The following is a 23,658-nucleotide window of genomic DNA, read 5'->3' as shown; positions in this document are numbered from 1 at the left end:
ACTTACTCCTTTTTAAATAATATGGGCTGTTTAAATGACTACTTAAACACCCCATACGTCTCATTTTATTTCAAAAGTGGATCGATTTCCTTAGCTTTTTGTTCAAGGAATGCTTTAACATCTTTATGTTGATCAACATAAGTGATTTCAGTTACTGAATCTTGAACAATTCGACTAATTTGTGGATAATTTACCAATACAGGACGAGCATGACCGGTCTCAGCATTTTGATCCAATAGTACCTTCATTTGTTTAGAAACCTCACTTGATAATCGATCAGAAGTTGATTTACGAGAAGGTAAAACCGAATTACCAACACTCATATCGTAAACTTCTTGATCTGAACCAAGAAAGTCAATCAAGGCACCTGCTGCTTCTTTCTTATCCGTTGTAGCACTCATACCATATGCCCAACTTCCAGTTGGAGATACTAACTTTTTAGTTTTAGGAGACATTGGCAATGGCAAAACACCATATTCAACATCTTTATACTGAGAATCCATTTCTTGCATAGTCCATGAACCAGACATTTTTAATGGATAAATACCTTTTTGGAAACCATTTTTCTCAGGAGTGATTGTTGAATAATCATTTTTAATCAATCCTTGAATAAATGTAAATGCCTCGACAGACCCTGAATTATCAAAACTTCCAGAAGATTTGGTTCCTTTTGCATTAACAACGTCACCTCCAGACGACCAAACAAATGGTGTGAAAGCGTACATTAGCCATTCTGAATGATCATCAAAGCCAACATCAATTGCAGGTTTTTTATAATGTTTTGATAAAGTTTCAAATAACTCATTATATTGATCATAAGTCCATGGATTTTGAACCGTTGGAAGGCTATTGATATCCACACCTGCATCTGCTAACATTTTCTTATTGTAGTAAATACCAACACTAGATTCAGAATAGCCTAATGAATATAGCTTATTATCGTACGTCCCTTCATCAATAATACTTGGAAGTAAATCGTCTTTTTTTGTAATGTAATCATCAATTGGAGCAATGATTCCTGATTTAGCATATGCAGCAGTATTTGGACCATCCAAAGTTAAAACATCTGGTAGTGTGTTGTTGGTTAATGCAGCATTTACTTTATCTTCATATCCGCCACCGGAACCACTTCTTGGAATGTATTCAACAGTTGCTTTATAACCCTTGTCATTACTTTCATTAAAATCTTTAATGGATTGTGTCATGACTTTTCCTTCAGCTGACTCTTTGGAATACTGAACCCAAAGTGTCACAGTCTTATCATCGCCATTATTTTTTGTCTTACTATCTTTCTCATTGCCACAAGCAGTAAGTAATAAACTAGAGAGAAGAACTGCGACTGCAGTCGATTTTTTTAACACCATTATAATAGTCCTCCTTTTCGGAAACGTTTCAAATGTTATTTAAAAAAATTAAGGTCGAAACCTAATTTTTTTGGAAACGTTTCCGATTTATTGACTAAATTGTAACCGATTCCATAATGCTTGTCAAGACATTTTGAAAAAATATTTAAACTTTTGTTGTGCCGCCATCTTCAAATTGAACAGGAAGCACAATTCTCGTTTCTCCTGTTTTCTTTTCGATTACATTTACTAGTAATTGAACCGCTTCTTTAGCCATCAATTCAATTGGTTGTGCAACTGTTGAAACATAGTATTCTTGATCCACTGCAGATTTCAAACCATCAAAACCTATAATTTGATAATCAGCAGGAGCAAATCGATTTAATTTTTCACTTACTTTTATAACATTTAAAGCCATAAAATCATTAACTGTAAAAATTCCATCTATATCTGGATTATCTACTAAAAATTTTTCAATTTTTTCATGTAGATTATCAATAGGTTCCAACATATCTAATTTTTTGACTACTAGACCTTTTTTTTGAAGTGTCTCCGAAAACCCTACTTTTCTAAGTTCTGTTTCATTCTCAAACTGATTCGTTCCTCCAATAAAAGCAAATTGAGTAGCCCCTTTTTCTATCAACACTTCAGCTGCTAATTTTCCACCTCCATAGTTGTCAGATGTTACATAAGGGATTCTTTCTGAGAAATGTCGGTCAATACTCACAAATGGTAAATTGGATGAGACATACTGATCAATATCAGAATAGGTAATTCCTATAATGCCATCAACTTTATTTTTTTCCAACATTTGCAGATATTCAAATTCTTTTTGTCCATCTTCCTCAGCATTGCATATAAACAACTTCTGACCTCGTTTGGCTAAATCTTTCTCAACATGATAAGCAAATTCAGAAAAAAAAGGATGCCATATCGTCGGAATAATTAAGGCAATAATATGGCTTCTATTCGTTTTTAATCCTCTTGCATATTCATCAGGTTGATAGTTTAACTCTCTTATTGCATCTTCAACTTTTTTTAACGTTGAATCCTTCACTTTCACTCCGTTGACTACACGAGAGACAGTACCAAGACCAACACCTGCCAATTCTGCAACTTCTTTCATTGTTGCTTTCATAACAACCACCTCACTTCTTCACTATTTTATACCCAAATTTACATACCAAGTCAAGTTTTTTAAATGTTCTATCATATAAAAAGATACTACTGTAACACCTATACTAAAAGAAAACTTCTTCCTTAACGACAGAAACATATTAAAAACCACTCTAGAATCCTTAAAAAGATTCCAAGGTGGTTTTGTTATGTATTATTATTGTAAGAGCAGCTTCACCTCTTCTGCACCAAGGTCATCTCCTGCTTCAATAAAGAGAGCCAATGCCTTTGTCAAATGGATTTTTGCTAGATCATTGTCTTTCATTGCGAGATATGTCTCACCTAATCCTCTATAAGCACAGGCTTGGGCAATCACATCATCTGTCTTTTGAGCTTGCTCTAAGCTCATCTTTAAGTAACCAATAGCATCATCATATCGCTTAAGTTTAAATCTTAGAAAACCTTGTTCATAGTTGTTAACAGATAGTTTTAGTTGGTCTTCTGGGAAATAAGCAACAATAATGGCATGCTCAGCTTCAATTTTTGCTAAGGCTAATTCATATTGACCCAATTCCCGATAAACCATAGCTAGCTGATGTAGGCCAATATGCTCATTTTCCAAATCCTTCTGACTTTTAGCCAAAGTAATGTATCTCTGACAGATGGCTAAGGATTCCTGTGGATTTTCAGCCAAATTGAGATAAAGCATGAGATTTAAGAGTGAAAAATCACTACAAGTCTCCAACTGAAAATCATCCGATACTAAATCCCAAGCGGCCTGTAAGTTATCTTTTAGAAAATAGTTCCAAGCTTTATCAATATTATCTTTCATAAAACGACCTCTTCTTAAAAAAAGAAAGTAAAGGCTTCATTACCTCTGATTCATACTTTTCATGACACGTTTGATGTCACGATCTTGCTCACGGCGCTTGATGCTTTCACGCTTGTCATAGTCGTGTTTTCCTTTGGCAAGGCCAATAAGAACTTTAGCAAAGCCATTTTTGAGATAAACTTTAAGGGGAACTAAGGTCATCCCACTTCCTTTTAACTCATTTGCAAGGCGGTCGATTTCACGCTTTTTGAGCAAAAGTTTACGGGTCCGTTCTGGATCTTGATTCCAGATATTTCCCTGCTCAAAAGGAGCAATATGGACATTTACTAGCCATGCTTCACCATTTTTGATTTGGGCAAAGCCATCTTTGAGTTGAATCCTAGCAGCACGGACCGATTTGATCTCTGTTCCTGTCAAAACAATACCTGCTTCGACTGTATCAACGATGGTGTAATCGTGTCTCGCCTTCTTATTTTGTGCTAAGACATTGGAGTCTGTACCTTTTGGCATGGAATCCTCCTATTTACTTTTTTTAGATCCTTGCGACTTTTTAGCCGCTCTCTTATAAAAAGGTTGCTTGTCTTTTTTCCCTTTGTTAGATTGACTGCGCTTGTTACCAGATTTGGATTTATCACCACGGTAAGAACCTTTACCTGACTTATCATCTGATTTACCACGTTCCTTATCTGAACGGCGACCTCTTCCTCGCTCTTTTCGGTCTGATTTAGCAACCTTTTCAATCACATCATAATCACTTGGCAAGTATTCAAAGTCAATATCACCCGTTTCCTTATCCGCCCGCGTTAGCTTGATACGGATTGGTTGACCAACCTTAAATACTTTACCTGATTTTTCCCCTTGAAGGGACATGGTACGCTCGTTGTAGTTATAAAACTCAGGTAGAGTGGTTACATGTATCAACCCTTCAATGGTATTTGGCAACTCTACAAAGAGGCCGAATTTGACCACAGAAGCTACCACACCATCGAACTCTTCGCCCACATGCTCTTCCATATACTCAGCCTTCTTCATGGCTTCTACCACGCGCTCGGCATCAATGGCGCGACGTTCCAATTGTGAGGATGAGGAGGCCAATTCTGGAACCACAGTTGCGAAATGGTCTTGCTTTTCAGCTGTGGCACCCTTAGAGTACTCGCGAATCATGCGATGTACCAAAAGGTCAGGGTAACGGCGGATAGGACTGGTAAAGTGAGTATAGTACTCAGCAGCCAAACCGTAATGACCGTGATTATGTTCTGAATAGCGTGCCTGCTGCATAGAACGCAACAACATCATGCTAAGGACTTCTGAACCAGGTTGCCCTTCTATCTTAGCCATAAAATCCTGTAAGGCAGATTGGGTAATTTTTGACGCTGTCCCTTGGATTTGTACTCCAAAAACACTAGCATAATCAATAAATTTCTGTAATTTTTCAACCTTAGGCTCTTCGTGAATACGATAGATAAATGGCAGGTCATTTTTTGAAAAATGCTCCGCAACACATTCATTAGCCGCTAGCATAAAGGACTCAATCATACGCTCTGCAACCCCGCGCTCACGCACAACAATATCTACAGGCATTCCTTTATCATTGACAATGATTTTAGCTTCTGACGTATCAAAATTAAGCGCTCCACGACGAGTACGCATGTCCTCTAAAATTTTGTGAAGAGCTGCCATATCCTGTACTGAATCCACAATAGCCTCGTACTTGTCCAGAAGCTCCTGATTGCCATCAAGCATCGCGTTGACATCACTATAAGTCATACGGTAGGTTGTGTTGATGACTGATTGACAGATTTGGTAATCAACCACTTTGCCTTTCGGATTGATTTCCATAATCGCAGACTGGGTCAAACGGTCAACATTTGGGTTCAATGAACAAATACCATTAGACAGGCGCTCTGGCAACATTGGCACCACACGATCAGTGACATAAACTGAAGTACCACGCGCAACAGCTTCGCGGTTAAGAGCAGATCCTTCTGTCACATAGTAAGAAACATCTGCGATGTGTACACCAAGCTCAAAGTTACCATTGTCCAAACGTTTGATATGAACCGCATCATCCAAGTCCTTAGCATCAGCTCCGTCAATCGTAAAAGTGATTTCCTTACGAAGGTCCACACGCTCGATTAAGTCCTTAGCAGTTGGCGCTTCTGGTACTGCATTAGCTTCTGCCAGAACATCTTCTGGAAATTCTGAGACGATATCCATAGATTCCAAGACTTCAAGAACATCAATCCCAACATCACCCTGATGACCAACAATATCACGGACATGACCAACAAAATAATCATGCCCTCGAACGGGATACTTATCAATATCGACCTTGATAATTTCAGTACCATCTAGGACAACCGGTTCTTTTTTAATATAGATTTTTTGTTGAATTTTTTGGTTTTTGGATTTGATATAACCAGCGTATTTTGGCTTTTCATCATCCAAAATAAATTTACCAACAACTGTTTTTAAGGCATGGTCAACAATCCTAACCACACGCGCTTCTGCCGCTGTTCCTTTGAGACGATCAGCTGGTTTTTTGATGACCACTTCAACTGTGTCACCATCAATAGCATGCCCTACATCATTACGGCCAATAAACATGTCCTCTTCATTGTCATCGACAAAAAGAAAGCCAAAACCTGCCTTGTTAGCACGAAAAACTCCTTGGATAGTGATTTGCTCTTTCTTTTCTTGTGGTTTACGCAGCGACAACATACCGTCATCATTAAAACGAAGCTCTCGCTTACTTTCCATTTTGGAAATTTCTTTAATCAAGAGAGGGAATTTTTTAGCACCAGCCATATCCAAGCTAGCTGCTAAGTCATTAATATTTGACTTCCCATGCTCCTTTAAATAATTTAAAATCTGTTCTTTCATAGTTTCCTTGTTCCACTTTACATGTTCCTCTAGGAACGATTTAAAAAGGGCCTGACATCTTGCCACGGCCCACTATTGTCTTAACGACTTGATAATACTACCAGTAAAAATGCGATTAATAGCCAAAAGAAGACGAGAATCCCTGTGAAACGTTGCATAAAAGCTTCAAAGCCACGCGCTTTAGAACGTTCAAAAAGGGCTTCAGACCCACCACTATCAAATACATTGCTGCCTGGATTTTTTTGTGGTTGCATAAAAATTGCAATCACTAATACAACCGAAATCACCAAGAGTGCTGTTAATAGCAAATTATACATCTTTTTCCTCCAATACTGTCCTTAAAATAGTACCATATATTCCCTTAAGATTCAAGGTGTAAGGTTACTTTACGTTCCTTAGGACAATATTTAGGAACTTGTATTTTGTCTGGATGAGTAACCTTATTTTTACTGGTCAAATAATTCTTGCTTCCGCATTCACTGCATTTTAAATTAATCTTAACGCGCACTTAAATTTCCTTTGTTGTCAGATATTTTCTGAAGTTAATAAGACTCCAAATAAAATTGAAAAAGACAATAGCACTGGTGACATAAAAGACTGAACGGTAACCCATACCAGCTGCCACTGCAGAACCAACGAATGGACCGATAACCTGGCCAAAATTAGTAAACATCTGATTATAGGAAAAGATCCGAGAAATCCCTTCCTTAGGTGTCAAACGAGTCAATAAAGCATTAACACTAGGCATAAGAGCACCTGTCCCAAAGCCAAAGAGAAAGCGCCAAATACCAAGTTCTAAACTGGTTTCAGACCTAGCTAGAAAGAGATAAATAATGGAACAATAGAGCAATCCCATCAAAATCAGGCGGTGATTCCCAATCCTATCACCAGCTTTACCAAGTCGCGAACTTGAAATCATACTTGAAAAACCCAATGCTGAAACAATGGCACCTGAAACAAACATGAGATTCTCAGTTTGCCCTAAATGACGGATATAAAGCGTCAAAATAGGAGCCACTGACTGGGCAGAAATTTGGATAATCATGCTAGTCACAAAGAGCCCAACAAGCATTTGTTTATCTTTAATACGATCAAATAATTCTTTAGTTGACCAAGCATCTACTCGAGCGACTGGTTTAAAGTCCTCTTCAATCATAAAAATCGTCATCAGACAAACCATCAAGAGAAGAAAACCGACTAAGAGAAAGACATTTTTGATACCGATCAATTCAGCCAGAAAACCACCAAATAGCGGCCCAATCAAGCTACCTCCGATAACACCAGTGGCTAAGGTTCCCAAAGCATAACCCGTCTTATCTTGCGGCGCTTGTGAAGCAATCAAAGCATTGGAATTGGGGATAAAACCAGCAAACATTCCATTTAAAAGACGTAAAACCAGTAGCCAAAAAACACTATGGACAAAAGCCAATCCCCCCATGGTCAAAGTCATGACAAAACTAGCACGAATCATCATGGGTTTACGTCCATAACGGTCGGCTAACCTTCCCCACATAGGAGCAAATAAACCCGATGCAAGGGCAGATAGAGAAACTGCCAAACCAGAGTACAATTCAACTAAACCGGGTTTAGCACCTAATTGCTCCACATAAAGAGGCATAAATGGCATGACAAGTGAAAAGCTTGCTCCAGCAAGAAAACTACCGAACCAAGCTATTTTGAGATTCTTTTTCCAATCAACTGCTATAGGAATCCTAATCATCTTCTTTCTACATGTTGTAACAACGCCCACTATTATACCATAAATAGCTATAAAAAGCGATGAAATCAACCTATTAAAACGGAATCCTATCACCAAGAGATGACAGCATAAAAACCATTACCGTTTTCTCAAACTGCCCAAGATACCTCGAACCAGCTCACGGCTGACGGTTCGGATGGCTGAATTGACAAAGGCATCACGCGCTTTCTCAAATTCTGACTTGGGCTTACGCGCCCTGCGTCTTTCTTCCTTCTCAGCTTCCTTAGCTGCCTTCTCATCAGCTTTTTTCTTGTCTTCAGCAGCTTTTTGAGCAGCCTCGTCTGCCACTTTAGCAGCTAAGATTTCGTAAGCAGATTCACGATCAACAGCTTCTGTGTACTTATCATACAGATCCGATTGATTTATCAACACCTGTATTTCCATGGCTGATAAGACATCAAAACTGGATTTTGGTGGAATGATAAACCCTCGTTCCACTACCGCTGGTTGAGCATCCGGAGTCAAGAAGGAGATCAGTGCTTCCCCGACTTCGAGACTGGTAATTGCTTCCGCAGTATCAATGGCAGGATTTTGTCTAAAGGTATCTGCCGCCGTTTTAACCGCCTTGATTTCCTTAGGTGTGTAGGCACGAAGAGCGTGCTGCACACGATTACCCAGCTGAGCTAAGATACTTTCTGGCAAGTCCAAAGGATTTTGTGTGATAAAGAAAATTCCCACACCTTTGGAACGAATCAAACGGACCATTTGTTCGACTTTTTCCACGAATGCTTTAGGGGCATCTTTAAACAAGAGATGAGCTTCATCGAAGAAGAAAACAAACTTAGGCTTGTCTAAATCACCCACTTCTGGTAAGGTTTCATAGAGTTCAGCCAACATCCACATGAGAAAGGTCGCATAGAGGGTTGGAGACTGAAAAAGTTTGGTTGCATTGAGGATATTAACAATCCCTTGTCCTTTATCATCAGTCACGATAAAGTCTGTCAACTCCAAAGCCGGCTCACCAAAAAAGACCTCGCCACCTTCTTGTTCTAAAACCAAGAGACTGCGTTGGATAGCCGAAACCGATTGCTTGGCAATATTACCATAAATCGCTGAATAATCGCTGGCATGGTCATAGACTTCTTTTAAAATAGCCTGCAAGTCTTTTAAATCAATTAAGAGCCAGCCTTTTTCATCCGCAATCTTAAAGACAATATTTAAAATACCTTCTTGCGTATCATTGAGACCTAAAAGGCGCGATAACATCAAAGGCCCCATCTCGCTGATGGTTGCTCTAACTGGGTGTCCAGCTTGCCCTAAAACATCCCAAAGACGTACTGGAAAAGCTTGTGGTTCAAAATCCTTATAACCAATTTTTTCCAACCGTTGACTGAGCTTATCCGTTAAAGCTCCTTCTTTAGCAATATTCGTCAAATCACCCTTAATATCTGCTAAAAAGACTGGAACACCAGCTAAACTCAACTGTTCAGCTAGAACTTTCAAGGTTACTGTTTTACCAGTACCTGTTGCACCTGCAATAAGCCCATGACGATTTAGCATGTTCAACTGCATCATAATCGGTTCTTTCCCAACACCAACCTGAATTTCTGTCATCTTTTTTCTCCTATAGTTCTGTGGAATCTCATTATCTTTATTGTAACACAAGGGCTGACAGCTTAGGCCTTTGTCTCCCCGAAAAATGTCAAAAGAAGTGTTAAAGAAAACTGCATGGCCCAACCAATAGCAAATAGCACGGTACCGATGCCCAAGGTGCCACCAAGTAACCAACCTAAGAGGCTAACAGTTACTTCAATCCCAGTTCTAACAACCGACACACGCCAGCCAGTCAATTGGCAAAGACCAACCATGAGACCATCACGAGGCCCAGCACCCATATGACAAGTCAGATAGATGGATGAGGCCAAACCTACCAGAAAGATTCCAATAAAGGTCAAAACCACACGACCCAACAAAGATTCTGGACCATCAACTGTCTCGACAACCATGCCTAATACCCAAGCAATGATAATCATATTCAAAACAGTTCCAATACCCGGTTTAATCCTAATCGGAATCCATGATAAAAGCGCCAAACCAGAAATGATAAAGGTCATAAACCCTAAGGGAATCTGAAATTGTTGTGATAAGCCTTGTGATAAGACTGTCCAGGGTGTTGACCCCAGATTTGCCAGAACCAGGCAAGCTTCTCCTAATCCAAATAAAACCAGACCAATCACTAAAACCACCAAAGATTTAGGATTAAAATCCCAGAAACCCTCTGCCGTCCACGGCATGAGCGGAATCACCTTACTTTTCGACATGACACACTTCCTCTAACAAATCATCCACCAGCTCATAAGTCATGGATAAATCACCACTATTATCGATTATCCGATCAGCCAAGTGCCTTTTTTCGTCTAAAGAAAGCTGCGTTGCTATGCGTTTTCGAGCCTGTTCTTCTGAATAGTTATTTCGCTTCATGAGACGGTTCAACTGCTGCGCGGGATCAAGGTAAACAAGCCAGACTTGGTCGAGCTGGCTTTGATAATCCAATTCAAACAAGAGCGGAATATCCATGAAAACCACTTCATGTTTTTGCAGTAAGGCGTCACGTCTCGCCAGCAGTTCCTGCCGAATAATAGTATTCTGCAAAGCTGACACCTGAGCACGAACAGTATCATCCGAGAAAAATTGCTCAGACAGAGCTTGTCTATCCAATTGGCCATCAGGAGCTAGGATTTTATTCCCATAAAAATCTACTAAGATATCATAGAGTTTGCCTCCCTTAGCCTGAAGCTCATGGACGACAGCGTCCGCATCAATGACTTGGAAGCCTTTTTGGCGTAAATAGTTTGTCACCGTTGACTTGCCTGAAGCAATGCCGCCAGTAATTCCAATGGTCTTAGTCATAGTTTTTGGCACTTGGGACAATAGTGACTGCCCCTTCCTCCTACTTGAATTTTAACAATTGCAGTTCCACAACGCGGACAAGGTTGACCTGTCATGCCATAGACCTTTAAAAACTGCTGCATGGTTCCATCTTCGCCCAAAGCATTGCGATAAGTCCGAATAGTTGACCCACCCTTTTCAATACCTAACTGCAAGATACGAATCGTTTCATCATGCAGACGTTTGATTTCAGCTTTTTTGAGACCAGAGCTGATCCGCAATGGATGCACCTTGGCTGCCCAGAGCACCTCATCCACATAGATATTTCCCAAGCCTGCTACCAGGGATTGATCCAAAAGATAGGGCTTGATTTTTTTAGGAGACGATAGCAGAGCTCGCTCGAAAGGAGCGTATTTAAAGGTTTTCTTGGTTGGCTCAGGACCTAATTTCTTAGCGTTGAAATAGGCTTCTTCTTGCGACGGCAAAAGTATCTCCATAGTCCCAAACTTACGCACATCTTGATAAATCAAGACAGACTGATCTGTAAAGGTGAAAAAGACATGAAAATGCTTGTTATTAGGAATACTCTCTTGATTCTCAAACATGAGATACTTGCCCTCCATCCGCAAGTGCGAAATCAATAGCAAATGACCAAAATCAAAAATCAAATATTTTCCACGACGGCGCATGGCTTGAATAGTCATCTGACCATCAATTAATGGACGAAAAGAATCTACCCCCGTCACCGCAATCTTAGCAAAAGCAAAGCGAATGTCTTGGATAGACTTTCCAACCACATGCTTCTCCAAACCACGACGAACCGTCTCAACCTCAGGAAGTTCAGGCATAATAACGATACCAAGAGCGACAAAAAAGCGACTGAAATTTAGGAGAACGACCGAAGTGTGTCAGCACACAAGGAGTTCTATCTAATTTCCGAGCTTTTCGCTCGGGTTCAGATCAACTTACAATACTCTTTCCTTTCTTAAATTAATATTTACTAGCAATAGGAATACTGACGACGATACCTCAAGCATCTAGGAAGTATGATCTTTTTTCACAGTGTCGTAGGCGACTTCAATGACACTCGCTGGTTTTGTTCAATACAAGATTAAAAAACTATAATAATTAATCCCAAAATACTGATTAGCAAAAGAACAGTTATTAAAACTGTTCCATAGATAAAATTAAGACGAAATTGCTGTCTAGGAATAGTTGCCTCATCATAAATATTTTTAATAAAATGATAGCTCATTTTGTACTCTATCCATGCATAAACAAAGGTTAGCATTCCTAACAAATCTAGCATAATTCCAATGCTATTAGCGACAAGCTCACTAGTCACCCCTTGCAAAAATGAGGCAAACGAAATGCCAACACCTGCTAAAGAAAAGCCTGTTCGAATCCAGGCTGCAAATGTTCTTTCAGTTGCTAAAAATGAACGATTTTGTGCGAGAGCTGTTCTTCTTTCAGCGAGCTCGTCACTATAGGATTGCTTGATAGTTTGGTTCGATTTATTCATTTTTGCTCCCTTTTAAACTCTTAAAAATACTTCCTTACTAAGTCATCATTATCATTCCGTTCATAAAAGAGTTCAGATGACGTCTGATCGAAGAAAACAGGAAACATCTCGTCCATGGAATCTGCTAAGTCAATTTTGCCTGCCAATAAGTCCTGGCGAGACACCCACTTGACTTCCCCTTCTTCAGAAGAAGTCAGCGTCCCTAAAAAATCAGATGTTCGATATAAGAAGACCAAGTATCTAATCTTGTCTCCCCTCGTTTGAAAGTGTTTGACCCCAACCAGTTCAGGATTTGAAATGGTTAAACCAGTCTCTTCTAAAACTTCACGAACGACAGCATCGTGTAGGCTTTCACCTTTTTCAATATGACCACCTGGAAAGACAGCTCCAGACCAATCATAACGCTTGGGATCTCTGATTTGAACGACACAATTATCGTCCTTGTCCTCAACCAGACACATATTGGTTAAAATCACATCTTCACTACGTGGCATAGGTCTCCTCTATCGTCCTACTTGGAATTGTCCTGAAAAATACTCTTCTAGCATCACCTTTTGTTGCGAGCTGAATAGGTCTAAATTTGCAATCTCTTCTGCCGAAAAGAAAGCTAACTGAAGGGTCTCCTCATTTGCAAAGTGGTCAATGGAATATAATTTGGTCGCCCTTACTTGGTATAAAACACCCACTGTTTGAGCTGCATCACCATTTGGAAACACTGTTTCAAAGTTTGTGTGAACATTTAACAGTTTGACCGGTTCGACAAGAATACCTGTTTCTTCAAAAAATTCACGAACCACAGCATCTGCCGAACTTTCGCCCAATTCCATGATGCCAGCAATAACACCCCAATTTTGACTGTCTCCCCTTAATTGCAAGAGAACTCTGCCATCCTCATCACATAAAATACCTGCAGCAAAATTGAGAAAAATCTTATCCTGACCCACTTTGGACCGGATATAGGAAACATAATCTAGCGGGATTTCAGCACTCCTTTATCGTCCTAACTGAAAGTCATTGGCAAAATATTCTTTTAACATCAAACGATGTTTATCAGAAATACTCTCTAGCTGGTCAATTTCTTCTTTTGTAAAAAAGGCTACTTTCAGCGTTTCTTCATTATGAAAATCACTGATATCTCCAATCTCTGTCGCTGTCAGTTCATAAATGAAAACAACTGTTTGGACTTGGTCACCGTTGGGATAGACTTCGTCAAAATTTGTATAGACATTCAACAAACGCTTGACTTGGACCTCAATCCCTGTTTCTTCATAAAACTCACGAACAGCTGTATCAAGTGAGGATTCCCCCAACTCCATGGCACCACCCGGAATTGCCCAAGTTTTTTTATCACCTCTCAGCTGGAGAAGAACTTTTCCGTCCTGATTTGCCAAAATGCCCCCAGCAAAGTTGATAATCACCTTGTCATGCCCAACTTTGGAGCGGATATAGGAAATATAATCTTGTGACATATTGAATCCTTTCAAGAACATCTCGTAAAACGATGTGCTACAGTTTTTTATTTCAAGGTCGGCGGGCTATTGAAGTCACTTCCCCGACCTCGCTGTTTCATTTTCGGGCTCGGGTTAAAAACATCTCCCAGATGTTTTTAATACTCTTTCTGATTATAACCAAAATCTGCTAAATCAAGCTTCTTATCACGCCAGTTTTTCTTGACCTTGACCCAGGTTTCGAGGAAAACCTTATCTCCTAGCATGAGTTCGATGTCACGACGAGCCATGGTTCCTATTTTCTTGAGCATGGCACCTTGTTTACCGATGACAATCCCTTTTTGGCTGTCACGTTCAACCATAATGGTTGCGCGGATATGAACCTTATCTGTGTCCTCATCACGTTTCATAGAATCAACAACCACGGCGATAGAGTGCGGAACTTCTTGTTGGGTTAAATGAAGGACTTTTTCGCGGATCATTTCGGAAACTAAGAAACGCTCTGGATGATCGGTAATCTGATCTTCTGGGAAATATTGGAAACCTTCCTCAAGATTATCTTTAAGGATTTCCATCAGACGATTGACATTATTCCCTTGTGTCGCTGAGATCGGAACGATTTCTTTAAAGTCCATTTGGTCTTTAAAATCATCAATCTGTGCCAAGAGCTGCTCAGGATGCACCTTATCAATCTTGTTAATCACCAAGATGACAGGAACTTTAGCCGCTTTTAGGCGTTCAATAATCATATCGTCACCCTTACCACGCGCTTCATCTGCTGGCACCATAAAAAGAACTGTTTCCACTTCACGAAGGGTACTGTAGGCAGATTCTACCATGAAGTCCCCCAAGGCTGTCTTAGGTTTATGAATCCCTGGCGTATCGATAAAAACGATTTGTTCAGTATCTGTAGTATAGATCCCCATGATTTTATTGCGCGTTGTTTGCGCCTTATCACTCATGATAGCAATTTTTTGCCCCATGACATAATTCAAAAAGGTTGATTTTCCAACGTTTGGACGACCTAAAATCGCCACAAATCCACTTTTAAATGACATAAATTCTTTTCTTTCTTTTATTCACTAACTGTCTGATAGTCAACTATCAAACACAATTCTATAGTTTATCCAAAAACCAGGTTCCACATCTTGGGAACAAAGATGATTAAGCCAGTTATTAAGGCATAGACCGAAATCACCAAAACCGCTCCCGCAGCCATGTCTTTAGCATTTTTTGCCAACATGGAGAAATGGTAATCACTCGCCAAGTCCACGACATTTTCGATGGCTGAATTGATAATCTCAAAAGAAATTACCAAAAAGATACTTAGGAGTAAAAACAACCACTCTAGGGCTGAAATTTGAAAAACAAGTCCTGCTATAATTGCTAGAAGAGCCGAAATCATGTGCTTACGCATATTACGCTCTTCCTTATAGGCGTTGACCACCCCAGTTATGGCAAACTCCATGCTAGCTGTTAGGGTTCGGTTTTTCCATTTTTTTTGCTTATTGTCTTGTGAGTCCATAGGCGCTTAAAATCTCTTCCTGTAGTCCAAACATCTCTGCTTCTTCTTCCGGTGTGTAATGGTCATAACCATTGATATGAAGGAATCCATGAACGGCCAAGAATCCCATTTCACGCTCAAAAGAATGCCCATACTCCTCAGCTTGCTCACGCGCCTTATCGATGGAAATAAAAAGCTCACCAATATAGGCATCAAACTCTTCCATCATCTCAGCTAACTCAGGATTTTCTGCCAAATCCTCCTCATCAAAAATGATAGGATTTTCTGGTTTATACTCCAAGCTGATAACGTCTGTTGGGCGATCCGTATCACGATACTCCAAATTTAACTCGTGACTGCGCTCATTAGTCACAAAAGTAACAGCCATTTCCTTGTCAGCTTTCCCAGTTTTTTCAGCCGCAAATTCAAGCAAATCAAGTGTTTGCTTCTTGATCTCTTCGGAGACTTGTCCCGTCTCGTCAATCATCTCTACATACATATGTTAGATACTAATCATCACTTCATCTAAAGTGCGATTTTATCCTTTCTTTCAAATTCTTATAGTCTTCTCATTATACCATAAATCCTAGGGAAGCTCTCTATACGTCTACAGATACTTTGATAATAAAATCATTTCCTTTGTGAATTATAGAGCATCATGATATGCTAGTTGTGGAAATATTTTTAGGAGGTATCATTATGGATACATTATCTAGATTCACAGAATCTATCTTTGGAGCTCTTCCAGGTGCCATTCGTATCATCGTTTTAATCCTTGTAGCCCTTATCGTAGCTGCTCTTGTTAAAAAGTTGGTCATCAAAGGTCTTACAAAATTAGCTCCTGTCGCTAAATTATCAAAATGGGGATTGGTAAAACCAACACAAGACGAGAAAGCTCTCGTTAAAGGCTTTGGTCAATTTGCCTATTTCTTAGTTATCGTGTTCTTCCTACCAGCTATCCTTTCTGGTCTTGGAGTATCAAGTGTGGTTGATCCAATCTCAAACATGTTTGCTAAATTCTTTGGTTTCTTACCAAATGCTGTAGCAGCTGGTCTTATCCTGTTCGTTGGTGTCTTCCTCTGCAAGTTCGTTAAGAACCTCGTTAGCAGCCTCTTGGTGAAATTGCCATTTGAAAAATGGATGAGTAAACTCTTCGATCAAGATGTGGATCAAGCTAAAGTTAACGAAATTAAAATCGCTGATGTGTTGTCATCAATCGTTTACGTTCTTCTCTTCATCCCAATCCTAACACTAGCTCTTGAAACCCTTGGCATCAAATCACTTTCTGAACCAATTGTTAGCTTATTAAACCAAGTCATCAGCTTCATTCCAAACATCTTGGTTGCTGTTGTTCTCTTAGCAATCGGTGGCTTCATCGCTAAATTGCTTAGCAACTTGCTTGAAAAAGTGCTTAAGGCATCAGGTATCGATAAATATTCACAATATTTGAGCGTTAAAGGTCAAGCTGACTACCAAATTTCAACTGTCCTTGCTAACATCGTTAGTGCTATTATCTTAGTTTTCTTCTTTGTACAAGCACTTGCAACACTTAACCTTTCTGTTCTTAACACCATCGGTCTTGCAGTAATTGCTTACCTTCCTGCTGTTATCAGTTCACTAGCAATTCTTGGTCTTGCTATCGTTCTAGGTAATGTTCTTGCTGGATTTATTGCTAAATCTACAAGCAGCAAAGCTCTTGGCGAAGTTGTTCGTTATGGTTTGATTGCTCTTGCTATTTTTATGGCACTTGATCAATTAAACATTGCTCAAACCATCGTTCAAACAACATTCACTATCATCCTTGGTGCTGTTGCCGTTGCTTTCGCCCTTGCCTTTGGTCTTGGTGGTAAAGACTTTGCAGCTCGTCAACTTGAGAAATTAGAAAATTTCCTTAACAAGAAATAAGGTCTAAAAACATCAAAAGCATCTCAAAGCGAGGTGCTTTTTAACACAAGAAAAAGACTCTCCGAATCATCAGAGAGTCTTTACGTTAACACTAAACTCAATCCTTATCCTCAGGTAATTCCCCAATCACTTCATAAGTGGTTAAACCCGATTTTTTAGAAGCTTGATTTTCTTCTGTTGACTTTTGAATCGACTCATGCAAAGGTTTGGTTTCATAGGCATTGATGATTTCAGCAACCACTGGATGACGAACCACATCACTAGCTGAGAAGTGAACAAAATCAATCTGTTTGATCCGTTTCAACTTTTCAGCCGCATCAATCAAACCTGATTTTACATTACGAGGCAAATCAATTTGACTGGTATCACCGTTGACAATCATCTTAGAATTAAAGCCAAGACGTGTCAAGAACATCTTCATTTGCATGATAGTCGTGTTCTGCGCTTCATCCAAAATGACAAAAGCATCATCTAAGGTCCGTCCACGCATGTAAGCTAATGGCGCAATCTCAATGATGTCACGCTCCATGAGACGTGTCGTCTGCTCCTTGCCTAAAATCTGATAAAGAGCATCATAAACAGGACGAAGATAAGGATCGACTTTTTCCTTTAAGTCTCCCGGTAAAAATCCTAAACTCTCGCCAGCTTCCACCGCAGGACGCGTCAAGATAATGCGCTTAACCTGACCACGCTTGAGGGCTGTGACAGCCAAGGTCACCGCAAGAAAGGTCTTACCAGTACCAGCAGGACCAATACCGAAAACCACATCATGCTTCTTAAGGCTATCTACATAAACCTTTTGACCTAGCGTTTTAACGCGAATGGGCTTGCCATAGCTATCCTTGATAATTTCTTCTTCATAAAGAGCTACAAATTTATCGATGGTTCCATTCTCAGCCATAGATAAGGCAGTTACCACGTCAGATGTGTTAACCGTCATGCCACGTTCTACCAAGACAAGAAGAGCTTGAATAGTGATACGTGCTAGTTCTACTGCTTCTTGCTCATCAGCTAAAATCTGAACACGTTCAGTTCTAGCATGAATAATAACCTGAAGATGCTCTTCAATAAGGCGTAAATGGCGTTCATTAGTCCCGAAAAGTGCCAAGACATCATCGGGATGCTTAAGGGTAATTTCTACAGAATATTCTTGCAAACTTAAATCCTTTTCTTTGTTAAATTACTTTCATTATATCAAAAATCCCTAAAAATAGGGATTTCTAATTCGTTTAGACCTTTGATTTGCTTTGAAATCTTAAAAAGACGGTCGCTAATAATAACAAGCTTCCAAGATAGACAAAACTATTGGCAAAGCCAAAGCTGTCAATCATCCAACCTGTCACAGGGAAAATTAAAATCATAGCCAAGCTAAAAAGCATACTAACGACACTGAGCATGGTAGCGCGAACGCCACTAGGAATCATCTTTTGTAAGTCATTGCCAAAGATTGGTTCAAATAGTGCGAATAAACCTTCCGTCACTAAGTAAATAAGGATGTAAATCACCGGCCACTGAAACCAGGACAACAAGTAAAATATTCCTGTCAAGCCAACCATGATTGGAAATAATGTTGTCGCCTTGATCACTTGCCCCAGTCGACTGGCCAACCAAATGCAACCAATATTGACAACACTCGAAACCAGCATCATGGTACTAATCTGCCAAGAGGTCAAAGCCGTCATTTCATTTTGATAATAAAAGTAAAACATGGTCATAACGACCGATAAAAATTGCACCTTGATCATCCAAGTGAGCAACCGAGGCTCTCTTTTAAAGGTCAGAAAAACGGTCTCCATAATCATCTTTAGAGTTGGACTTTTCTCTCTTTCCAACTTGAAACTGGGCTCTTTCATAAGGAAAATGAAAAATAGGACAAAAAGGGACAAGACTATATGAATCACATAGGTCACATCCAGCAATCCATGGACAAAAAAGCCAGCGACCAAGATTCCCAAGGTTCGCGTCACTTCAGCAACACCACCAAAAAAACTGGATATCTTCAAGAATTTCGATTCCATCCCCGCTTCTTTTACCGATTCAAAGAGCATAGCAGAACTGGTACCTGAATCAAAATTATAAGCCCAAGCGTTGATAATCATTCCAAATGCATATATCCAAAAATTCCCATGGCCGACCAACATCAAGATACTAGAAAAAATACTGGCCAAACGACTGAGATACAAATTGGTTTTATAAGAAAAACGATCGGCTAGCATACCTGAAGGTACTTCTGAAATTAGGCTAGTTAAATGAAAGATACTTTCCAAAATTCCAATCTGCCAGAGTGCCATGCCATGTTGGCTGAGAAATAAAAGCCAAAAAGTAGTAATGCCAAAGAAGGCAAAAAATTCTGTCGCTCCTAAAAGAGCAATATTACGTCGATACGATAATGTAAACATAGATTATTCCTTATTCAAGACAAGGTGACACTTTGGTCACGAGTAAATCAACTATACATTATTTTTTACCTACATAATACCTCTGGCAGTTATTCTGCTTTCCTCCCCGAATAATCTTGTTTTCGTATCGTATTGCCTTCATTATATCAAAAATCCCTAAAAATAGGGATTTTTTGAATATTGTAGTTTAATGTGCCAAATAATCTTCCCAAATCTGGTCAAAATGACTCAGATTGAAAGCAAAACTAGCTTGGTCTTCCAGATAGCGACTGATGGTATCAAAGTCATCTGTATGCTTGGGAAATGTCATGTCTTCAAAAGCCAAATCAGCCAAGATAGCTACTGGCGCATTTGACTTAGGATTTCGCTCAGTCATCAACCAAGTATAAAAGGATTTTCTCAATGCCAATTCTCCTCTAGAAACTGATGACGAATAGCACTTGAAGCTGCATAACGTTCAGGGTTGGTTTTATAGAAACCTTGATGGTATTCTTCTGCTTCATAGAAAGTTTCAGCAGGTTCAATCGTTGTCACAATCGGTTTATCAAAGCGACCTGATGCATCTAGTGCAGCCTTAGAGGCTTCCGCAATCTCCTTTTGTGCTTCAGTTGTATAATAAATAACGGGACGATAGTTATCGCCACGATCTTCAAACTGACCAAAAGCGTCTGTTGGATCAGTTTGTGCCCAGTATAGTTCCACCAAGTCATTATAGGACACTTTTTCGGGATCAAAAATAATCTCTACTGCCTCTGTGTGTCCCGTTGTGTGACTGCAGACTTGCTCATAAGTTGGATTTGGAACATGACCACCTGTATAACCACTACGAACAGATAGGATGCCGTCTTGTTCTTCGAAAGGTTGCACCATACACCAGAAACAACCGCCTGCAAATATCGCTCTTTCCATACTCATACCTCGTTTTATTTTTTTCTTATTGTAACAGAAAAATCCCAGATTGTCTGAGATTTTTTTATTTTTTCTGAAAACTAATTGATTAACTCTGTCCCTAGACTATCTTGCTTAATTTTCTTAGCTTTCATCAATCCACCTAATGCTTTTTTGAACTGCCCTTTGGAAATCCCAAAGGTTGCCTTGATGTCCTCTGGGGAGGATTTGTCATTAAGCGTCATGAAACCTCCATTTGACTCTAGATAAGTCAAAATCATCTGAGCATCATTTTCCAACATCTCAAAAGAACGCGGTTTAAGCGATAAATTTAAGGTGCGATCAACCTCACGAAAGCCAATGACACGAGCATCTAGAACTTGCCCGAGACGTGGCTCAGCGTAACGTTCGCTTGGGTGAATAAAGCCCAACATATTATTCTCAGGCAAGTAAACGAAGGTTCCCGAGAGTTTGAGGCGATAAACAATAGCTGGCCACGTTTGATTTTGCATATTATCGTATGCCGGTCCAGCCATCTTTTGAAAGACTTCTGCTTCAGCAGGTAAGCCCCAGATGCGATCTTTACGGTCTACATCAAGCTTGATATAAAGGCGGTCTCCCTTTTTAGGCCATAATTCTTTCATCTCTGGAAGGACATCCAAGGAAACTACAATTTCCTTTTCTGGAATGCCTGTGTCGACAAAGACTCCCAAATCGCGACGAACATCAGTAACTGTTCCCCATCCATAAGACGTTCGAGTTGACGCGATATCCTTGGTAGTCAAACGCGGTTTTTGTCTCATATCCGTATAAACAAAACCTTTGACCATCTCACCAATCTGGTGTTCTCCCTCTTCTTTTGCGAGTGCAAAGGTTATCCCATCTTTTGGGACAAAATAGGCGTGACTATTTTCATCTGTTACCATACCACTGATAACTGTACCTAGTAATTCATTCATGTTTTTTCTCTATTTCTTTGACAAAAAAGGCAATGGGACAAATCGCCCAAATCGGGTCTTTCATCACACCGCCTTTTAGTTTTTTATTCTTATCTTAAACTTCTAGAAGTTCTTTTTCTTTATTAGCAACCATGCTATCGATATGCTTAACAGCTTCATCTGTTGCTGTTTGAATATCTTTTTCAAGAGTACGCAATTCATCCTCAGTGATTTCATTATTTTTCTCTTGTTTTTTAGCATCATCCATGGCATCGCGACGGATATTACGAATAGCAACTTTGGCATTTTCCCCAACTTTTTTCACTTCTTTAGCAAGATCTTTGCGAGTTTCTTCGGTAAGTGGTGGGATGACCAAACGAATAACTGAACCATCGTTAGCTGGATTGATACCGAGGTCAGATTCATTGATAGCACGTTCGATATCTTTGATTGATGATTTATCAAACGGTGAAATCAAAAGCACACGTGCTTCAGGAACTGTGATTGATGCTAGTTGGTTAAGTGGTGTTGGAGCCCCGTAGTATTCTACTTGAATGCGGTCTAAAAGACTAGCATTGGCACGACCAGCACGAATACCAGCGAATTCACGAGCTAGTGATTGATGTGATTGCTCAAAACGTTCTTTTGCGTTTACAATAATTTCTTTTGTCATTGTTTTATCCTTTATCCTTTTATGCTTTATTTGAGACGGTTGTACCGATTTGCTCACCTAGAACGACACGTTTGATATTTCCTGGTTCATTCATATTAAAGACAACCAGATCAATATCATTGTCCATTGAGATAGCAGACGCTGTTGCATCCATAATCTTAAGGCCACGTTTAATCACTTCACCGTGTGTCAATTCGTCGAATTTAACGGCGTCAGCATTTTTACGTGGATCATCGTTATAAACACCATCGACGCCATTTTTAGCCATCAAGATAGCATCTGCCTCGATTTCAGCAGCACGAAGGGCAGCTGTTGTATCTGTTGAAAAATACGGCGACCCAATACCTGCACCAAAGATAACCACACGATTTTTTTCAAGGTGACGAAGCGCACGACCACGAATATAAGGTTCTGCGACGTTATGCATAGCGATAGCCGTTTGGACACGGGTATCAACACCTTCTTGCTGAAGGCTGTCTGCCATCACTAGGGCATTCATAACCGTACCAAGCATACCGGTGTAGTCTGCTTGAACACGATCCATACCAGCTTCTGCAGCTGGCTCACCACGCCAAAGATTTCCACCACCAATGACAAGAGCAATCTGGATACCTGACGCATGAACTTCAGCAATTTCTTTTGCCATCTCTTGTACAGTCTTAATGTCAATACCGACACCACGATCACCAGCAAGGGCTTCTCCAGATAATTTAATCAAAACACGTTTATATTTTGGTTGAACCATGTTCTTCTCCTCAATATTAGTTGACATGATAACATATCTTCATCTTTACCATTTTATCATAAAGTGTCTTGATTTAATAGCCTGATTGCATTGTGGTTTTTACTTTTTGGTATTAACTATTTTCTATGACGTTAGTTCAAAGGATTTCTTAAAATTCAAAGATTATGTTTCTATCTATTTAACTATTTAATGATCATCTATTTCTTAATACTCTGTATTTAAATGATGTCATCATAACCTGCCACTAAAGTATCCACGGATTCATTGATTTTATCAGCAGTATCCCCTTTAATCCCAGTATCCAGCTGACCTTTTATATTTGTAATAGCTGTTTTCGTTTGCGTGGCTTTCTCTTGAATCTTTTTTTTATAGGTCTCAATATTATTATTTTTTTTGGTGACAAGAGCCTTTGCTTGACTAATGGCTCTTTTGGTCTCCATTGAACGACGCATCATTTTTAGAGCATGCGCATGTTCCTCCTCCGTATAATACTCATTGATGGGTGCTAGCATATTTTTGCCGTAACCTTTCTATACTATCTTCGTAATCAAGTCGTTTCTTCTGAAAGTTTTCTCTCGTTAAGCTTTCTTCATTGTCAATATCAGACATTTCCTGATGGTAAACAATTTCCGATTCTCCGACTAAAATTTCTAAATCATTCTTATACTCTATCAAATCATCTTCTGTGTCATCAATCGTTTCCTCAAACTGCTTCATAGCCATTCGCTCATTTTCAACCAGCCGTTCCAAATCCACCCAACGCTGATGAAGCTCTATGCGTGCCTCTTCATATAGCTGGAGTTGACGAGTATAATCAGAAAGAAACGCCTCATATTCACATTCTTTTGCAGAAAGCTCTCTGTAGGCTTTCATC

The 23,658-nt window shown here is 39.6% G+C and carries 29 protein-coding genes; 1 reads left to right on the top strand and 28 read right to left on the bottom strand.

Going from position 1 to position 23,658, the window contains the following annotated elements; genetic code table 11:
• Positions 1–65 precede the first annotated feature (65 nt).
• The 19 genes from C0J00_RS02680 to ybeY all read right to left on the bottom strand — a co-directional run bounded on the left by C0J00_RS02680 (position 66) and on the right by ybeY (position 15,735).
• Positions 66–1,364, bottom strand: a complete 1,299-nt coding sequence (locus tag C0J00_RS02680; RefSeq protein WP_104967445.1) for an ABC transporter substrate-binding protein — start codon at positions 1,362–1,364, stop codon at positions 66–68.
• Between the two features lie 145 nt (positions 1,365–1,509).
• On the bottom strand, positions 1,510–2,481 hold the full coding sequence (locus C0J00_RS02675) for a LacI family DNA-binding transcriptional regulator (RefSeq protein WP_104967444.1): 972 nt from the start codon (positions 2,479–2,481) through the stop codon (positions 1,510–1,512).
• Positions 2,482–2,676: 195 nt separating this feature from the next.
• Entirely contained in the window at positions 2,677–3,291 is a 615-nt protein-coding gene (locus tag C0J00_RS02670; protein ID WP_104967443.1) for a tetratricopeptide repeat protein, read from the bottom strand.
• A 39-nt stretch (positions 3,292–3,330) separates the two neighbouring features.
• A complete protein-coding gene (smpB, locus tag C0J00_RS02665; RefSeq protein ID WP_104967442.1) occupies positions 3,331–3,801 on the bottom strand; it encodes an SsrA-binding protein SmpB in 471 nt (156 codons plus the stop codon).
• Positions 3,802–3,810: 9 nt separating this feature from the next.
• Complete coding sequence (gene rnr / locus C0J00_RS02660; RefSeq protein ID WP_104967441.1) at positions 3,811–6,174, bottom strand: ribonuclease R; 2,364 nt, start codon at positions 6,172–6,174, stop codon at positions 3,811–3,813.
• An 80-nt stretch (positions 6,175–6,254) separates the two neighbouring features.
• Complete coding sequence (gene secG, locus C0J00_RS02655; RefSeq protein ID WP_104967440.1) at positions 6,255–6,491, bottom strand: preprotein translocase subunit SecG; 237 nt, start codon at positions 6,489–6,491, stop codon at positions 6,255–6,257.
• A 44-nt stretch (positions 6,492–6,535) separates the two neighbouring features.
• Positions 6,536–6,682, bottom strand: coding sequence for a 50S ribosomal protein L33 (gene rpmG / locus C0J00_RS02650; RefSeq protein ID WP_104967439.1), 147 nt, complete (start codon positions 6,680–6,682; stop codon positions 6,536–6,538).
• A complete protein-coding gene (locus C0J00_RS02645; RefSeq protein ID WP_104967438.1) occupies positions 6,683–7,894 on the bottom strand; it encodes a multidrug efflux MFS transporter in 1,212 nt (403 codons plus the stop codon).
• A gap of 117 nt (positions 7,895–8,011) precedes the next feature.
• Positions 8,012–9,487, bottom strand: coding sequence for a helicase HerA-like domain-containing protein (locus C0J00_RS02640; protein ID WP_104967437.1), 1,476 nt, complete (start codon positions 9,485–9,487; stop codon positions 8,012–8,014).
• A gap of 62 nt (positions 9,488–9,549) precedes the next feature.
• The gene (gene yczE / locus C0J00_RS02635) at positions 9,550–10,194 is read right to left on the bottom strand and encodes a membrane protein YczE (protein WP_104967436.1); all 645 of its coding nucleotides are present in this window, start codon (positions 10,192–10,194) and stop codon (positions 9,550–9,552) included.
• Positions 10,181–10,783: a dephospho-CoA kinase gene (coaE, locus tag C0J00_RS02630; protein WP_199773975.1), complete on the bottom strand. Its 603-nt coding sequence runs from the start codon at positions 10,781–10,783 to the stop codon at positions 10,181–10,183. The genes yczE and coaE overlap by 14 nt, the downstream gene beginning before the upstream one ends.
• Entirely contained in the window at positions 10,780–11,610 is an 831-nt protein-coding gene (gene mutM / locus C0J00_RS02625) for a DNA-formamidopyrimidine glycosylase (RefSeq protein ID WP_104967434.1), read from the bottom strand. The genes coaE and mutM overlap by 4 nt, the downstream gene beginning before the upstream one ends.
• Positions 11,611–11,873: 263 nt before the next feature.
• Complete coding sequence (locus C0J00_RS02620) at positions 11,874–12,284, bottom strand: YidH family protein (RefSeq protein WP_104967433.1); 411 nt, start codon at positions 12,282–12,284, stop codon at positions 11,874–11,876.
• A 20-nt stretch (positions 12,285–12,304) separates the two neighbouring features.
• The gene (locus C0J00_RS02615; RefSeq protein ID WP_104967432.1) at positions 12,305–12,778 is read right to left on the bottom strand and encodes an 8-oxo-dGTP diphosphatase; all 474 of its coding nucleotides are present in this window, start codon (positions 12,776–12,778) and stop codon (positions 12,305–12,307) included.
• 9 nt (positions 12,779–12,787) lie between these two features.
• Positions 12,788–13,264, bottom strand: a complete 477-nt coding sequence (locus tag C0J00_RS02610) for an NUDIX hydrolase (protein WP_104967431.1) — start codon at positions 13,262–13,264, stop codon at positions 12,788–12,790.
• Positions 13,265–13,276: 12 nt separating this feature from the next.
• Positions 13,277–13,753, bottom strand: coding sequence for an NUDIX hydrolase (locus C0J00_RS02605; protein ID WP_104967430.1), 477 nt, complete (start codon positions 13,751–13,753; stop codon positions 13,277–13,279).
• Positions 13,754–13,890: 137 nt separating this feature from the next.
• Entirely contained in the window at positions 13,891–14,790 is a 900-nt protein-coding gene (gene era / locus C0J00_RS02600) for a GTPase Era (protein WP_104967429.1), read from the bottom strand.
• Positions 14,791–14,855: 65 nt separating this feature from the next.
• Positions 14,856–15,257, bottom strand: a complete 402-nt coding sequence (locus C0J00_RS02595; protein ID WP_104967428.1) for a diacylglycerol kinase family protein — start codon at positions 15,255–15,257, stop codon at positions 14,856–14,858.
• Positions 15,238–15,735: an rRNA maturation RNase YbeY gene (ybeY, locus tag C0J00_RS02590; RefSeq protein WP_104967427.1), complete on the bottom strand. Its 498-nt coding sequence runs from the start codon at positions 15,733–15,735 to the stop codon at positions 15,238–15,240. Before ybeY ends, C0J00_RS02595 begins: the two co-directional genes overlap by 20 nt.
• 200 nt (positions 15,736–15,935) lie before the next feature.
• Between ybeY and C0J00_RS02585 the strand changes: the two genes are divergently transcribed.
• Positions 15,936–17,141 carry a mechanosensitive ion channel gene (locus C0J00_RS02585; RefSeq protein ID WP_104967426.1) on the top strand — a complete coding sequence of 402 codons (1,206 nt, stop codon included), beginning with the start codon at positions 15,936–15,938 and terminating at the stop codon, positions 17,139–17,141.
• A gap of 97 nt (positions 17,142–17,238) precedes the next feature.
• Here the strand turns inward: C0J00_RS02585 and C0J00_RS02580 are convergent, their stop codons facing one another.
• From C0J00_RS02580 to C0J00_RS02540, 9 genes are all read right to left on the bottom strand, one after another.
• Positions 17,239–18,297, bottom strand: coding sequence for a PhoH family protein (locus C0J00_RS02580; protein WP_104967425.1), 1,059 nt, complete (start codon positions 18,295–18,297; stop codon positions 17,239–17,241).
• Between the two features lie 73 nt (positions 18,298–18,370).
• A complete protein-coding gene (locus C0J00_RS02575; RefSeq protein WP_104967424.1) occupies positions 18,371–19,540 on the bottom strand; it encodes an MFS transporter in 1,170 nt (389 codons plus the stop codon).
• 187 nt (positions 19,541–19,727) lie between these two features.
• The gene (locus C0J00_RS02570) at positions 19,728–19,943 is read right to left on the bottom strand and encodes a YozE family protein (RefSeq protein WP_104967423.1); all 216 of its coding nucleotides are present in this window, start codon (positions 19,941–19,943) and stop codon (positions 19,728–19,730) included.
• Positions 19,940–20,449, bottom strand: a complete 510-nt coding sequence (gene msrA, locus C0J00_RS02565) for a peptide-methionine (S)-S-oxide reductase MsrA (RefSeq protein WP_104967422.1) — start codon at positions 20,447–20,449, stop codon at positions 19,940–19,942. Before msrA ends, C0J00_RS02570 begins: the two co-directional genes overlap by 4 nt.
• Positions 20,450–20,529: 80 nt before the next feature.
• Positions 20,530–21,387 carry an RNA-binding virulence regulatory protein CvfB gene (gene cvfB, locus C0J00_RS02560; RefSeq protein ID WP_104967421.1) on the bottom strand — a complete coding sequence of 286 codons (858 nt, stop codon included), beginning with the start codon at positions 21,385–21,387 and terminating at the stop codon, positions 20,530–20,532.
• Between the two features lie 94 nt (positions 21,388–21,481).
• Positions 21,482–22,039 carry a ribosome recycling factor gene (gene frr, locus C0J00_RS02555; protein ID WP_104967420.1) on the bottom strand — a complete coding sequence of 186 codons (558 nt, stop codon included), beginning with the start codon at positions 22,037–22,039 and terminating at the stop codon, positions 21,482–21,484.
• Positions 22,040–22,058: 19 nt separating this feature from the next.
• Positions 22,059–22,784, bottom strand: coding sequence for a UMP kinase (gene pyrH, locus C0J00_RS02550; RefSeq protein ID WP_104967419.1), 726 nt, complete (start codon positions 22,782–22,784; stop codon positions 22,059–22,061).
• A 218-nt stretch (positions 22,785–23,002) separates the two neighbouring features.
• Positions 23,003–23,296: a hypothetical protein gene (locus tag C0J00_RS02545; protein ID WP_158667304.1), complete on the bottom strand. Its 294-nt coding sequence runs from the start codon at positions 23,294–23,296 to the stop codon at positions 23,003–23,005.
• Complete coding sequence (locus C0J00_RS02540; protein WP_158667303.1) at positions 23,277–23,657, bottom strand: PHP domain-containing protein; 381 nt, start codon at positions 23,655–23,657, stop codon at positions 23,277–23,279. The genes C0J00_RS02545 and C0J00_RS02540 overlap by 20 nt, the downstream gene beginning before the upstream one ends.
• Between the last annotated feature and the right edge of the window lies 1 nt (position 23,658).

The sequence above is a fragment of the Streptococcus pluranimalium genome (genome assembly GCF_002953735.1).
Classification (GTDB): domain Bacteria; phylum Bacillota; class Bacilli; order Lactobacillales; family Streptococcaceae; genus Streptococcus; species Streptococcus pluranimalium.
Note: the sequence above shows the minus strand (reverse complement) of the source record. Positions and strands in the feature narration are given on the sequence as shown.

Coding starts and splice junctions, on each gene's coding strand:
- C0J00_RS02615 (WP_104967432.1), bottom strand. CDS start 12,778: ATGCCACGTAGTGAAGATGTGATTTTAACCAATATGTGTCTGGTTGAG.
- C0J00_RS02675 (WP_104967444.1), bottom strand. CDS start 2,481: ATGAAAGCAACAATGAAAGAAGTTGCAGAATTGGCAGGTGTTGGTCTT.
- C0J00_RS02645 (WP_104967438.1), bottom strand. CDS start 7,894: ATGATTAGGATTCCTATAGCAGTTGATTGGAAAAAGAATCTCAAAATA.
- coaE (WP_199773975.1), bottom strand. CDS start 10,783: ATGACTAAGACCATTGGAATTACTGGCGGCATTGCTTCAGGCAAGTCA.
- yczE (WP_104967436.1), bottom strand. CDS start 10,194: ATGTCGAAAAGTAAGGTGATTCCGCTCATGCCGTGGACGGCAGAGGGT.
- C0J00_RS02640 (WP_104967437.1), bottom strand. CDS start 9,487: ATGACAGAAATTCAGGTTGGTGTTGGGAAAGAACCGATTATGATGCAG.
- mutM (WP_104967434.1), bottom strand. CDS start 11,610: ATGCCTGAACTTCCTGAGGTTGAGACGGTTCGTCGTGGTTTGGAGAAG.
- C0J00_RS02575 (WP_104967424.1), bottom strand. CDS start 19,540: ATGTTTACATTATCGTATCGACGTAATATTGCTCTTTTAGGAGCGACA.
- cvfB (WP_104967421.1), bottom strand. CDS start 21,387: ATGAATGAATTACTAGGTACAGTTATCAGTGGTATGGTAACAGATGAA.
- pyrH (WP_104967419.1), bottom strand. CDS start 22,784: ATGGTTCAACCAAAATATAAACGTGTTTTGATTAAATTATCTGGAGAA.
- ybeY (WP_104967427.1), bottom strand. CDS start 15,735: ATGTATGTAGAGATGATTGACGAGACGGGACAAGTCTCCGAAGAGATC.
- C0J00_RS02545 (WP_158667304.1), bottom strand. CDS start 23,296: ATGCTAGCACCCATCAATGAGTATTATACGGAGGAGGAACATGCGCAT.
- C0J00_RS02680 (WP_104967445.1), bottom strand. CDS start 1,364: ATGGTGTTAAAAAAATCGACTGCAGTCGCAGTTCTTCTCTCTAGTTTA.
- C0J00_RS02670 (WP_104967443.1), bottom strand. CDS start 3,291: ATGAAAGATAATATTGATAAAGCTTGGAACTATTTTCTAAAAGATAAC.
- C0J00_RS02540 (WP_158667303.1), bottom strand. CDS start 23,657: ATGAAAGCCTACAGAGAGCTTTCTGCAAAAGAATGTGAATATGAGGCG.
- era (WP_104967429.1), bottom strand. CDS start 14,790: ATGTCATTTAAAAGTGGATTTGTGGCGATTTTAGGTCGTCCAAACGTT.
- C0J00_RS02585 (WP_104967426.1), top strand. CDS start 15,936: ATGGATACATTATCTAGATTCACAGAATCTATCTTTGGAGCTCTTCCA.
- frr (WP_104967420.1), bottom strand. CDS start 22,039: ATGACAAAAGAAATTATTGTAAACGCAAAAGAACGTTTTGAGCAATCA.
- C0J00_RS02595 (WP_104967428.1), bottom strand. CDS start 15,257: ATGGACTCACAAGACAATAAGCAAAAAAAATGGAAAAACCGAACCCTA.
- C0J00_RS02605 (WP_104967430.1), bottom strand. CDS start 13,753: ATGTCACAAGATTATATTTCCTATATCCGCTCCAAAGTTGGGCATGAC.
- C0J00_RS02620 (WP_104967433.1), bottom strand. CDS start 12,284: ATGAATAAATCGAACCAAACTATCAAGCAATCCTATAGTGACGAGCTC.
- rnr (WP_104967441.1), bottom strand. CDS start 6,174: ATGAAAGAACAGATTTTAAATTATTTAAAGGAGCATGGGAAGTCAAAT.
- msrA (WP_104967422.1), bottom strand. CDS start 20,449: ATGGAAAGAGCGATATTTGCAGGCGGTTGTTTCTGGTGTATGGTGCAA.
- secG (WP_104967440.1), bottom strand. CDS start 6,491: ATGTATAATTTGCTATTAACAGCACTCTTGGTGATTTCGGTTGTATTA.
- smpB (WP_104967442.1), bottom strand. CDS start 3,801: ATGCCAAAAGGTACAGACTCCAATGTCTTAGCACAAAATAAGAAGGCG.